This window comes from Peribacillus asahii, from assembly GCF_003570725.1.
GTDB classification, from domain to species: Bacteria; Bacillota; Bacilli; order Bacillales; family DSM-1321; genus Peribacillus; species Peribacillus asahii.
Genome location: NZ_QWVS01000018.1, coordinates 49,640 through 62,321 on the forward strand (window position 1 = coordinate 49,640; position 12,682 = coordinate 62,321).

At 38.2% G+C, this 12,682-nt stretch carries 16 protein-coding genes; 12 read left to right on the top strand and 4 right to left on the bottom strand.

Annotated features, from left to right (window positions below):
• Positions 1-25: 25 nt before the first annotated feature.
• Positions 26-415, bottom strand: coding sequence for a YuzC family spore coat inner layer protein (locus D1953_RS11080; protein WP_119117250.1), 390 nt, complete (start codon positions 413-415; stop codon positions 26-28).
• Between the two features lie 218 nt (positions 416-633).
• On the opposite strand from D1953_RS11080, the gene D1953_RS11085 reads away from it, so the two are divergent.
• The 6 genes from D1953_RS11085 to D1953_RS11110 all read left to right on the top strand — a co-directional run bounded on the left by D1953_RS11085 (position 634) and on the right by D1953_RS11110 (position 5,332).
• Complete coding sequence (locus tag D1953_RS11085; protein ID WP_119117251.1) at positions 634-1,383, top strand: GTP cyclohydrolase II; 750 nt, start codon at positions 634-636, stop codon at positions 1,381-1,383.
• Between the two features lie 15 nt (positions 1,384-1,398).
• Positions 1,399-2,508, top strand: a complete 1,110-nt coding sequence (gene ribD, locus D1953_RS11090; RefSeq protein ID WP_119117252.1) for a bifunctional diaminohydroxyphosphoribosylaminopyrimidine deaminase/5-amino-6-(5-phosphoribosylamino)uracil reductase RibD — start codon at positions 1,399-1,401, stop codon at positions 2,506-2,508.
• The gene (locus tag D1953_RS11095) at positions 2,509-3,591 is read left to right on the top strand and encodes an FAD-dependent monooxygenase (protein WP_119117253.1); all 1,083 of its coding nucleotides are present in this window, start codon (positions 2,509-2,511) and stop codon (positions 3,589-3,591) included.
• Positions 3,592-3,601: 10 nt separating this feature from the next.
• Positions 3,602-4,165 (top strand): 5' nucleotidase, NT5C type, encoded by a 564-nt coding sequence (locus D1953_RS11100; protein ID WP_119117254.1) that lies wholly within the window; start codon positions 3,602-3,604, stop codon positions 4,163-4,165.
• A gap of 124 nt (positions 4,166-4,289) precedes the next feature.
• Entirely contained in the window at positions 4,290-4,676 is a 387-nt protein-coding gene (locus tag D1953_RS11105; RefSeq protein ID WP_119117255.1) for a hotdog fold thioesterase, read from the top strand.
• Between the two features lie 98 nt (positions 4,677-4,774).
• Positions 4,775-5,332, top strand: coding sequence for a DUF5366 family protein (locus tag D1953_RS11110; RefSeq protein WP_119117256.1), 558 nt, complete (start codon positions 4,775-4,777; stop codon positions 5,330-5,332).
• 39 nt (positions 5,333-5,371) lie between these two features.
• Here the strand turns inward: D1953_RS11110 and D1953_RS11115 are convergent, their stop codons facing one another.
• Entirely contained in the window at positions 5,372-7,237 is a 1,866-nt protein-coding gene (locus D1953_RS11115) for a transglycosylase domain-containing protein (protein WP_119117257.1), read from the bottom strand.
• 200 nt (positions 7,238-7,437) lie between these two features.
• Between D1953_RS11115 and kapD the strand changes: the two genes are divergently transcribed.
• Positions 7,438-8,061 (top strand): 3'-5' exonuclease KapD, encoded by a 624-nt coding sequence (gene kapD, locus D1953_RS11120; protein WP_119117258.1) that lies wholly within the window; start codon positions 7,438-7,440, stop codon positions 8,059-8,061.
• Positions 8,062-8,101: 40 nt separating this feature from the next.
• Here the strand turns inward: kapD and kapB are convergent, their stop codons facing one another.
• On the bottom strand, positions 8,102-8,488 hold the full coding sequence (gene kapB, locus D1953_RS11125) for a kinase-associated lipoprotein KapB (protein WP_119117259.1): 387 nt from the start codon (positions 8,486-8,488) through the stop codon (positions 8,102-8,104).
• Positions 8,489-8,677: 189 nt separating this feature from the next.
• Between kapB and D1953_RS11130 the strand changes: the two genes are divergently transcribed.
• The 4 genes from D1953_RS11130 (at position 8,678) to D1953_RS11145 (ending at position 11,007) form a co-directional block, all read left to right on the top strand.
• On the top strand, positions 8,678-9,268 hold the full coding sequence (locus D1953_RS11130; RefSeq protein WP_119117260.1) for a peptidylprolyl isomerase: 591 nt from the start codon (positions 8,678-8,680) through the stop codon (positions 9,266-9,268).
• Between the two features lie 156 nt (positions 9,269-9,424).
• Positions 9,425-9,640 (top strand): hypothetical protein, encoded by a 216-nt coding sequence (locus D1953_RS11135; RefSeq protein WP_119117261.1) that lies wholly within the window; start codon positions 9,425-9,427, stop codon positions 9,638-9,640.
• 396 nt (positions 9,641-10,036) lie between these two features.
• On the top strand, positions 10,037-10,228 hold the full coding sequence (locus D1953_RS22080; protein ID WP_182480580.1) for a hypothetical protein: 192 nt from the start codon (positions 10,037-10,039) through the stop codon (positions 10,226-10,228).
• A 110-nt stretch (positions 10,229-10,338) separates the two neighbouring features.
• On the top strand, positions 10,339-11,007 hold the full coding sequence (locus D1953_RS11145; RefSeq protein ID WP_119117262.1) for a vWA domain-containing protein: 669 nt from the start codon (positions 10,339-10,341) through the stop codon (positions 11,005-11,007).
• Positions 11,008-11,066: 59 nt separating this feature from the next.
• Here the strand turns inward: D1953_RS11145 and D1953_RS11150 are convergent, their stop codons facing one another.
• Positions 11,067-12,239, bottom strand: coding sequence for a MalY/PatB family protein (locus D1953_RS11150; RefSeq protein WP_119117387.1), 1,173 nt, complete (start codon positions 12,237-12,239; stop codon positions 11,067-11,069).
• 163 nt (positions 12,240-12,402) lie between these two features.
• On the opposite strand from D1953_RS11150, the gene D1953_RS11155 reads away from it, so the two are divergent.
• Positions 12,403-12,663, top strand: coding sequence for a DUF1871 family protein (locus tag D1953_RS11155; RefSeq protein WP_119117263.1), 261 nt, complete (start codon positions 12,403-12,405; stop codon positions 12,661-12,663).
• The last annotated feature ends 19 nt before the right edge of the window (positions 12,664-12,682 follow it).

The following is a 12,682-nucleotide window of genomic DNA, read 5'->3' on the forward strand; positions in this document are numbered from 1 at the left end:
AATAAATGTGTCGATCAATATCAATTTAAAGATGCATCCATTTTAGGTTTATAATAATATGGCAGTAATCTTCACCTGATTTGGGGTAAAAATCCAAGCGAATGCCTTCTGGATTATAATTAATGTCAGGGACGGTATGAACACCTGTTTTTTGAATCATATTGGTGACAACTGATTTCTTAGATTGCTGAGCGGCATTCATAAGTCCCTCAGCAAATGGTTTAGAGCTAGCGAGCATATCAATGACTTTTTTAGCATCTTGTAGTAAAATTTGGGATAATTTAGCTGATTTTATTAATAAATCGGGATTCGCAGTCGGTAAGGGGCGTAGCTGAGCGGGAGTTGTTGTTCGATATAGATGGTCATAAGTCACTGGAATTAAAGAAGCATGATGAAGACGTGGAAGTTCTTCCAATAAGTTGTTCTCCTTTCGTACCGATTTTTATTTACAATATGTATAGAAAGAAGCGATTATGCTTGTAAGGTGCTTGGATTCTCTATCCATTTATCAGGATATGTAAAGTGGTTATCTAGCACATATTGCATTTGACGTGTATAGTTTATAGTTATATACTTACTTACATAAAGTAAGTAAGTGAACGAATTCCAAAATATAAAATAGGTGATTATACTATGAAAATAACAAAAGAAACGAAAGAACTTTTAATAGATAAGATGCAGATGATTCAAACACCTGGAAAAGCAGACTTGTGTCTAGTGGGTCCAGTTCGATTGCCGATTCAACAGCAAGATTTGGAAGTTACTTTTCAGTGGTATACATGGCATTCATTAGAGGCTGGTGTTAACACAAAAGAAGCTGTTCTTGATTCACTTGCAACTGCGAACTTAGCCTTTGGACAGCAGTCGTCAGTTCTTGTATATGGTGACTTTGCCAACTCGGATGATGCTTTGATTCGAATGCACAGCATTTGTCATACAGGTGATATTTTTGGCAGTCAGCGTTGTGATTGCGGCTATCAGCTTCATCAATCGATGAAAATGATTGCAGAGCACGGCTGTGGAGCTATTTTTTACTTAGCTGACCATGAAGGACGAGGAATTGGTTTGTTTTCTAAATCATTTGCTTACCTTTTACAACAAGAAGGATACGATACGGTTGAAGCGAATCATGCACTTGGATTTGAAGATGATACGCGCTCATATGAAGAGGCGATTCGCGTGTTAGAGATATTAAGAGAAAAGCCTGTTACGCTTATTACAAATAATCCGAAAAAGCTTGCTGCTTTGCAAGAGCACGGATTAACAGCTAATCACCATATCCCGCTATGGGGCGGATTAACAGAATACAATCGTTTCTATTTAGATACGAAGGTTCAGAAATCAGGGCATATGCGTCAGGAGAATTCTACTTTGATAGGATAAGGAGTGCGGAATTAGATGAATACAGATCAGTATTATATGCAGCTGGCACTAGATTTAGCCAAGAGTGCGAGAGGGAAAACTCATCCAAATCCGCTTGTTGGAGCCATTATTGTGAAAGATGGTGTTATTGCCGGGACAGGTATCCATCGAAAAGCAGGTGAGCCGCATGCGGAGGTTCATGCGTTTCGAATGGCAGGGGATTATGCGAAAGGTGCAACTTTGTATGTCACATTAGAGCCTTGCTCACATTATGGTAAAACCCCTCCTTGTGCGAATCTTGTAAAAGAATCGGGTGTGAGCCGCGTTGTAGTTGCTATGCAAGATCCGAATCCAGAAGTGGCTGGACGAGGAATTGAATTGTTACGAAATGCCGGAATTGAAGTCGAAGTCGGTGTGTTAGAACAAGAAGCAAAACGTTTGAATGAAGTATTTATTCACAATATGCTTAAAAATCGTCCATTTGTTATTTCTAAATTTGCAATGACATTAGACGGGAAGTTAGCGACACATACGGGGCATTCTAAATGGATTACAGGTGAACAAGCCCGCCATGCCGTTCATCAGCTTCGCAATGAAGTAGATGGCATCTTAGTTGGAGTGGGTACGGTGTTGGCTGATAATCCATCTTTGACGACTCGTCTTCCTGAAGGCGGCGGTAGGAATCCGGTGCGTGTTATTTTAGATAGTGAATTGCGTACACCGCTTGATGCAGCTGTAGTTCATACACATGAAGCGAAGACTATCATTGTAACAACGGATACAGCTGATCGAACAAAGCTTGAGGCACTGCAGGCAAAAGGTGTGGAGTTTATTTTCGTTGCTAAAACAGAATCGGGACTGGATTTAGAAGCTATGCTTGCTGAGCTCTATAAAAAAGGCATTACGGAACTTTTAGTCGAAGGTGGCGGAGAAGTAAATGCTTCATTTTTAAGAGCTGGTTTGATTGATAAATATTTTATTTATATTGCTCCGAAGTTACTTGGAGGTCGAAATTCGTTAACGCCATTTACCGGACTGGATGTAGATAGTATGGATGAGGCATGGAATGTAACTTTTGATAAAGTTGATACATTCGGTGAGGACCTGCGTATTACCGCTTATCCGAATCAAGGTGAGAATAGATAGATGATGTATCGCAGTGATGTATGTATTGTCGGTGCTGGTCCAGGTGGCGCTTTACTTGCTTATTTATTAGCGAAGAAAAATGTTTCTGTTATTTTGATTGAACGTTATGCCGGGATGGGGAAGGCGTTTCGTGGCGAGCATTTAAATGAAGAAGGGGAAGCGATTTTAAAGAAATACGGTTTATTCTCGGCTGTTGAGGAATTAGGATTATTACACATGAAGCAATTGGAATATTGGCAGGATGGTCAATTGGTGAAAAAAATCCTTCCAGACTCAAAAGTTGGCCATTTAGGTATTCATGTGCCTCAAGCTCATTTATTAAAAGTATTAGTAAAAGAATCACAGAAATATGATTCCTTCACTTTATTGATGAATACAAAAGTAACTGAGTTATTAGAAGATGAAACGGGACGTTATAATGGAGTTAAAGCGATAAAAGATGGCAAAGAGATTGTTGTAAGAAGTAAACTCATTATTGGAGCGGATGGACGATATTCAACAGTACGGAAAAAAGCTGATATTGATGTAACGGTTCGAAAGCATGGCTATGATTTGCTTTGGGCGAGAATTCCGGCACCAATCGGTTGGGAGCCTGCTATTAAAATGGCGCTTATTAACGGAAAGCAGTTATCTTTATTTACACAAGCTTTAGGATTTATCCAAATTGGCTGGAATATCGAACAAGGCTCCTATCCACAGTTGCGGAAGCAGCCGTTTCAACCATTCATTGACCAACTTGTGCAAGCTTTCCCAGTGCTTAAAGATTCTGTTTTGCAGAATATTCGTTCATGGGAAGACTTTGTTTTATTAGATGTATATAGCAGTTCCTCTGAAATGTGGGGGAAACATGGTGTTGCATTGATTGGGGATGCTGCACATACGATGACTCCGACTGGTGCTTTTGGTTTAAATAGTGCTATGAAGGATGCGGATGTATTAGCAGAATTAATCAATAAAGACTATATTGCGGAGCTGGATTTACTTAATTGTGCTACAATACGGAAAGAAGAAGTAGCAAAATTACAAGCGATACAAATTGAGAAGGAAGAGTCTTTTGCTTCGCAATTTGTGGTGTTAGCTTAGGGGGAATAGTGTGAAATTTGGCTTTGATATTGATGATACGCTTATTGATTTACGAGGATATGCGTTTCAATTATATAATCAGAAATTGAATCAAAATGTAAGCTTAGATGTGTTGCAAACAATTAACACATTAGAGATTCACAAAGTGTTTGGTTTGACCGGAGAAGAGGGCGGCAAGCTGTGGAATAGTCTAGCGGATGAAATTTACTATTCAGGATGTCCAATTTTTGAAGGGGCACTAGATATGTTACAAGAGCTCGACCGTGAGGGACATGAGATTTTTTATATTACGGCAAGAAAGAAAGAACATAGTGAACGCACGAAACAGTGGTTAATTAAACATGGCTTTCCTTTTCGAGAGGACCATTTTTATTGTGGAATGAAGGATCAGGAAAAGATAGAAATCATTCTGGACTTACAATTAGATTACTATTTTGATGATAAGCCAGCAGTGCTAGAAACATTATTAGAGATTCCAACAAAGGTTTATGCAAAAGACAATCCATACAATCAAAAGGTAAAAGTTCCGAGATTAAAGGATTGGTCGGAATTAAAGGATATTTTAGCGCAATAAGAAAACTGATGCTGAGGTTTGTGAACTGCAGCATCAGTTTTTTTGTATTTTCTTTTTTTATATTTTGTAAGTTTATGGGATTATATGTACAATTAAGGAATAAAAAGAAAATGAGGTGTAGAAAATGGAAAGAAATGTAGAAGGAACTTTAATGAATTCATTAGGGATTGAAATTAAAGAGTTAACTGAGGGGAAAGTAATTGCGACAATGCCAGTCGATGAAAGAACAAGGCAGCCGTTTGGATTATTGCACGGAGGCGCATCTGTCGCTCTTGCGGAAACGGTAGCGAGCGTAGGGGGCTTTCATCTGGTGGATCAAACAAAAGAAGCCGTAGTCGGTCTAGAAATCAATGCTAATCATATAAAAGGAAAACGTTCAGGCAAGGTCATTGCGGAAGGAACCATTCTTCACCGCGGCCGTAAAACAATGGTTTGGGATGTGAAGATTCGCGATGAACAAGACAAACTTATTTGCGTTTCTCGCTGCACATTGGCAGTTGTGTCACAGTGACTTTTTAAACTGTGGACAGAATGTGGATAAAACTGTTGATAAATAAAAACCAGTGTGTTTGGTAAGGGGGACACATTGTTTTTTCTGGAGGATTGGGCATGAAGAATACATATTTTTTCGGTTATTTTCCGTTTATTACGGTTGTATTATTTAGTTTATCGTTTGGGCTTTATTCTGAAATAAGGTTGTTAGATTTATTTGATAGTTTAGGGCTTTATCAAGGAATGTTGGAATTTTTTTCGGAAACAGGTATTAAAATAGCTTTATTAGTTGTAATGTTTCTTGTTTTCTTCATGCTGTTTTCGGCGTTAAAGCTAATTTTGGATACGATGGTTGAAATGTCTTTGCTGCTTTTTTCGAAGGATTCGGAGGGAACGGGCTTAAAGAGTATTCGAATGGGGACGATTATTTATGTAGTTGGTGCTACAGTGTCTTTAGTAAGTACTCAGTCAATTATGGGGCTGCTCGTCATTTTTCTCTTAACAAATGTCGCGGCTTTCATTTATTTTGTGTATAAAGTTTCAACAAACTTAAGTTTGTTAGGATTAATTGGTTTAATCTTCTTTCATATTTTCATATGGTCGATCTTTTTATTAGTTGTCGCGTACTCTGTATTAAAACTTTATAACAGCATAATTAATAGTTTACCTATTTAAAAGGTTCAAATAAAGATAGCCTGTCCGAAATTGGACAGGCTATCTTGCTTCTGCTTGTTGGCTAATATTACGCCAAATACGAACATGTGGTGAGGAGTGGTAAATCGATTCAATACTGGAAGGTTTATCTCGACCAACCCAAACACCTGTCGTATAGCTGTCTGTTAAACCAACAAACCATATATCTTTTACGCCGTTTGTTGTTCCTGTTTTGCCGCCGATATAACCTGTTGGAAAATAAGCTGCTTTTGCTGTACCTCTAACAGTTACTTCATGTAATAGTTCACGCATTTTTGCGACAGTTGCTGGGCTCCAGACTTGCTTTTGTTTATCTTTCCATTTATAAAGAGTTTTTCCTTCGGGGTCTGTTACTTTAACAATAGCCCGAGCAGGCTGATAGCTGCCGTCATAAAAGGATGTAAAGGCGCGAGTTAATTCGAGTGGGCTCATTCCATAGGTGAAGCCACCAACAGCGGCTGGTAAGCGATGATCTTGCTCGCTCACTTGTTCAAATTGAAATGCGTCTAGATATTCGAAGCTTGTCTCAATGCCTGTTGCATCAAGGAGACGAACAGCTGGTGTATTATAAGAACGAGCCAATGCCGTTTTTAAAGGAACCATGCCATAGGTTGCTCCTCCATAGTTTTGTGGACAATAGCCGTTTTTACAATAATTAGCCCCACTTACTTGGGAGTATACAGAGGCGCCGGTTTTTTCGATATACGGTGCATAAACGAGTAAAGGTTTAATAGCAGAGCCTGGTTGACGGTAGCTTTGATAAGCGCGATTGAAAGAATTTTTTTTATAATTCTTTCCCCCAATCAAAGAGACAAGCTCCTGCGTATGATGTTGTATAACGACGGCAGCTCCTTCAATATCACCGTAAGCAATTCCGTTATTTAGCGCTTGCTTGGCCGTTGTTTGCAAGTGTGGATCAAGAGCTGTATGGATAGTTACTCCAGAGTTTAATAGTTTTGTAACTTTAGTTTGTAGCTGTTTTTCTGCTTGTTTACGTACAGTTTGGTCTTTGCTAGCAAGCCTTGCTGTCAATCCTTCTCGAGCAGCTACTAATTGCTTTAGTTCATGGTGCACATACGTCACATAGTCTGGATAGTTATCCACTTTTGTACGAACGTTTAAGGTGATTTTTTCTTGAACAAGCTTTTTGTACTGTTTCTCAGATAAAAATTCTGCTTCAACCATTTGTCGTAAAATACGCTCTTGTCGATTTTTCGTTGCTTCAAAATGCTTGAGCGGATTATAGCGCTCCGGGTTATTCGGAATCGCTGCTAAAAAGGCTAATTGGGCTTTTGATAGCTTCTTAGCAGGTGTATTGAAATAAAATTGAGAAGCGGCTTCAATGCCATATGTGCCGTTGTTAAAGTAAATTGCATTGATGTACAAGTCTAGAATCTCTTCTTTCGAAAACAATCGTTCCATTTGATAGGCGTAGAGCAGCTCAGTGATTTTTCGGTCGTATGTTCTTTCATGTGTCAAATACACATTTCGAGCGAGCTGCTGGGTAATCGTACTTGCGCCTTGTTCAATGGAGGTGCTCTGACTATTTGCAACAACTGCACGGCCAATAGCTACAGCATCAATGCCTTCATGATGATAAAATTGTCGATCTTCTATAGTGACAAATAAATCCTTTAAAAACGTGGGAATTTCTTCGTCACTTAGATTTACCCGATTTTTTTCTAACGATATTTCACTAATAACCTTGCCTTGGTTGTCTGTCATATAACTTGTTTCTTCTAACTGAATCGTATCGATAGAAATGTTATCATCGAGTACTTTTTGAACGCTTTCAGCCTTGTTCCACTCTTGAGAAGCTAAAAAGATTAATCCTGTTACAAGAGGGATAAGGGAAAGGATAAAGAGAGAGCCAAGAAACTTGCGCATAGTCCAACTTCCTAACTAATATAGTTTTAATATGGTATTTTTGTGGGAATTACCATGTATAGCTAAAGTATACATGAAAAATGGGAAAAAATGTTGAAAAAATTTACAGAAAATTATTTGTGAATTGCAGGAATTTACTGAAAAGTTTTAAATTGTTCTGCTATAATATTTGGTAAAATCATGATAAAGGGGGGAGAAGTATGGAGAAACAGCACTATGTCTTTATTGACTTTGAATTTACGATGCCAGAAGGGAGAGGGAATCCTGTTGGATTTTATCCGGAAATCATTGAAGTTGGTTTCGTATCCGTTGTAAATGATTCCATTAAAGAGCAGTTTTCTTCATTTGTTGCTCCAAGTAAGTTTAAAACGTTAACGGATCGGTGCAAGAAATTTTTGAGTGTTCAGCAAAGGCAAGTTGAAAGCGGTATGCCTTTTACGGAGTTAGTCGATTTGTTCAAGAAAATGGAAGCGGATTATCCAATGACGACAGTCGTTACGTGGGGAAATATGGATATGAAAGTGTTGAAACAAAATTGTCAAAAGGCAGGAGTAGAGTTTCCATTTAAGGGGAAACAAGTTGACTTATGTATGGAGTACAAGCGGTTCTTCGGTGATCAAAACCAAACTGGTTTGTGGAAAGCTGTACAGGCTTACGGAAAAGAAGGGACAGGCAAACATCACCGTGCACTTGATGATGCTTTAACGACGTATAATATTTTTAAATTGATTGAAAAGGATAAAAGTTATATGAAGAAACATGAGCCAACAACGATTGGAGATCGTATTGATCTATCTAAAGTATTAAATCATTTAGCGTTATAAAAAGCCAAATCAACGATTATTGATTTGGCTTTTTATCACATTATTTAAAATAATCTGCTTCTAGCTCTTCAAGTTGCTGTAGGCTAAGTTTGTTAAAGTCTGTCTCCTCTTTAGTGAGAGCTTCTTTCATCGTTGTTACAGCTTCTCGTAATGAGGCTTGGTAATCTGGGATTTCCCCTTCATATGGTTTGACCATGTTTTTAGGGACATTCGTTTGTTCTCGATAAGCAAGAGCACGACGTTGATGGAACATGGCCACTTCTGTTTGTCTTGGATTGTGCAGATCACCCTGCATCGGATGTTTTAAAACAGCTAAAATGCGGACGAGATAGGCATTTCCGCGATCCTCAGTGACTTCTCCGATATATTTTCCTGTTTTATTAATGGCTGTTACAATTTCTCCAATTTTTACTTCAACTACTGGCATGCGCTTTCCACCTTTCTATTTCTACTCCTTTTATCATACTTGATTCAGAGCATTTTTAACATCGGATTGAATGAGAGGTTTTACACTTCTTTTCAGATGCTTTTTTTAGAAAAATCGTGTAAAGTGTACAAATGAAGGTTAAAATGGATAGTATTTTTTAACACTATTATTGAAAGTAGGGAATAAGGAATGACAAACTTTCCACAATTAACAACAGAAGTGCAAGCAAATGAAAAAGCAGTGTTGATGCAAACAACACTTGGGGATATCAAAATTAAATTGTTCCCGGAAATAGCTCCAAAAGCAGTTGAAAACTTCTTAACGCATGCTGAAAACGGCTACTATGAAGGGATTATTTTCCACCGTGTTATTAAAGATTTTATGATTCAAGGTGGAGATCCAACTGGTACTGGTATGGGTGGAGAAAGTATTTGGGGTGCTCCTTTTGAAGATGAATTCGCTATGAATGCATTCAATATTCGCGGTGCGCTTTCTATGGCAAATGCAGGCCCTGGTACAAACGGAAGCCAATTCTTTATTGTACAAGCTCCACATGTAGATGTACGTATGGGAGAGCAAATGAAGCAAGCAGGGTACCCAGAAGAAATGATTAAAGCATACATGGAACAAGGCGGTACACCATGGTTAGACCACAAACATACTGTTTTTGGACAAGTTATTGAAGGCATGGATGTTGTAGATGCTATCACAAATGTGGAAACAACATACGGTGACAAACCGGCAGAAGATGTTGTGATTAAAAAAATTACAATTTTATAAGGTGAAAAAAGGGCTGCATCAAAGCTTCTGCTTTGGCGCAGCCCTTTTTGGTTGAAATTAAAAATCTCGCTAATTCATCATGAGTGTAAAATGGTGGAATTTTATGGGTGTTGTTATAATGAGTATATATCTTGGGACGTAGAAAGGATGAACAAGATGAAGCACGTAGTAATTGGTTTGTTTCTTTACTTTCCAGATGATAAATCAGAGTATATCCCAGCCGCGATTTCTTGTGCGATCTTTTTGTTAGCTGCAATTTTTACAATGCGATTCATTATTCGTTATTCCAAAAAAGAAGAGCTGAAAACAAAGCAACTTGAAGAGCGTATTGCACAGCAACAAAACTCAGCGAAGAACGATACTTTTTCATAGGCTGTGTTCATGAATGTTGCTGATAATATGATTTTTTGGCTCAGTCATGTGAAACCACGGTTTCATACACCTTTCCCCTAAACAGCGGAAGAAACTAACTGCCTTAGTTGAAAAAAGTATGGTTACAAATACTAAAGGAGACTGACTCAGAAAGGGTGTTTTTTAGTATGCAGCCGAATCAACTCAACAAGTTCAAACACCAATTGGAGCAAATGAAGCAAGAAGTAGAACCGTTGTTGCGTCAAGAATTTGATTTATTAAGAAGTCATTTTTGACGATCGACACGAATCCGTTGCCTACGATGCGGAGGATACATGGCAGGAAGTAGCTAGCTACGGAACATCAGAAAGTCCGTCAGATTTTATTCGTCTGCCAGCCGATTATGAAGATACGTATGTGGAATCAGATGAAAATATTGGTTATGTGGAAGACTATGAGAACTTCGCTGCGGTTGATATAACAGGGAAAAATATTACGATTTATCCAAATGCGCAGCATGAGCAATTAGAGCAAGAATTGGATGAAGCGGGAATGATAACACCATTTGGGGATTTGCCGCAATATGAGAAAAATCCATATGTAGAGTAACAGAAAGTAATTCACAAAAAGGACTCCTTATGTCGATGGGAGTCCTTTTTGTGGTTTGAGTTAGGTTATATATGTAAAATTATAATGAAAGTGGTAGAGGAGGATATTAGATGAATACTGTTTCATTAATGAAAAACAAAGTTCGTGTTGTGTTAGAGAAGAAAGAACTAACTAAAGTTGTTGCGAGAGTTGGGGTTGTGTTAGATATTAGCGGCTCTATGAGAAAGCTTTATCGTGAAGGAACGGTTCAAAAAGTAGTTGAGCGAATATTAGCTGTAGCTTCCCTTTTTGACGATGACGGAACATTAGATGTTTGGGTATATGATAATGAGTTTTCGCGTCTACCTTCTGTAACAGAAAAAGACTTCGCCGATTATGTGAATCAAAAGATTTTAAATGACGATTCTATTCATAAGTTTGGTCGTAATGATGAACCGCAAGTTATGAAAGACGTGCTTCAAAAATATTTAAAAGAAGAACCTAGTAGTTCTCCTGCATTCCTTGTATTTATTAATGATGGCGGCTGTAAACCAGGTATTAAAAAGTATATTATGTCTTCTTCGGACAAACCGATTTTTTGGCAGTTTATCGGAATAGGTAATTCCAATTTTGATGTGTTAAAAAAGCTTGACACAATGGAAGGGCGTGTTGTTGATAACGCAAACTTTTTCCACTTCGACGACATTGAGACAGTTTCAGATGAACAATTATATGACCAATTATTAAATGAGTTTCCAAATTGGCTGAAAGAAGCAAAAGCGAAACATATTTTACGTTAAAAAAACCTAAACAATCTGCCTTCTTCTAGAAATAGAGAAACAGGTTGTTTAGGTTGTCTTTAGTTAGTAAATGCCAGCTTTAACCGATTTAATCCGTCTAATAAAACAGAGCGTGGGCATCCGACATTCATACGTACGAATCCTTCGCCGCCAGGTCCATATTTCTTTCCAGGTTCGAGAGCGAGTTTTCCTTTTTGGAGAAGAGCATCTTGAATTTGTTGATCAGTTAATCCTAAACCCCGACAATCTATCCAAAGTAGATAAGAAGCTTCAGGATGCATGCAAGAAAGCGTTGGAATTTCATTTGCGATGAATGATTCGGCTATTTGTATATTCGCTTCTATGTAGGCTAGGAGCTCATCTAACCATTGTCCACCTTCGCGGTAAGCGGCATCCATTGCTGTTAAGGCGAAGGTGTTTAAACCATGAAATCCTTGCGCTTCCTGTACACGCTTAAATGCTAGCTGTAACTTTTTATTGTTTGTAATTATGTAAGAAGCTTGCAGGCCAGCTAAATTAAACGTTTTGCTTGGCGCCATAAATGTAATGGTGTTGTCTGCAACAGCTGGATTTAGTGAAGCGGTAGGCACATGCTGGTAGGATGAATGAGTCAAATCAGCATGGATTTCATCGCTCACAATTGTCACATTATATTGAAGGCAAAGTTCGCTCATTTTTTGTAGTTCAGCTTTTGTCCAAACGCGGCCTCCTGGATTATGTGGACTACATAATAGAAAAAGCTTTACATCGTTTTTTATTTTTTCTTCGAAGTCTGTAAAATCAATTGTATAGCGGTTATCTACTAGCTGTAGTTCGTTTAGGACAACTTCTCGTCCATTTCGTTTAACCATTTCAAAAAAGGGCATGTAAACCGGTGATTGAATGAGAATGCGATCGTTCGGCTTAGTCAATGCTTGAATCGCTGTACCAATGGAGCTTACAACACCTGGACTGAACGTGATTTGATCTTTGGTAATCTCCCAGCTATGTCTTGTTTGCACCCAATCAGTAATGTGGCTGTATACGGAGGGAGGCGCAATTGTATAGCCGAACACCGGGTGCTTGATTCTCTCGATTAATGCTTCTTGAACAAATGGAGGTGCAGGAAAATCCATGTCCGCTACCCACATTGGAAGTAAGTCCTCTATGCCATATATGGTTTGGAGAGCATCCCATTTTAAGGATGAAGTATTTTTTCTGTTTAATGATTCATCAAAAATAGAGGAGTTCAAAACATCCACCGCCTTTAATTTTTTTAACAGAGCCTGATTTCTAAATATCAAGGATAGACTACATCCTATTATTAATCAAAACGTAATATCGTCATGTAACAGAGCTAAAAGTAAAATTGTATGATACTATGTTAGCAAAGAAAATGGAGCAGGTGATAATAAAATGGATGGACAACAAATGACTTTGTCTCTTGTTCGTGTTCTACAGGAATGGGACCCGTTTGGATTAGGTAGTGAAAACTATGAACCAGAAATAGCAGATGCTGTTCTTGCTGTTTCAGATATTGAAGATGTTCAAAGCTTAGCCAGAAGGTTAAAAGAAATTTATGAATTTTCATTTGATAAATCTCTTGATTTTCAAGCATGCTTAGCTGTTGCTGAGAAGCTGATTATGATTCGAACTAATACAAATTGTACTTTATAGAAAAAAGCTGATTCTGCCG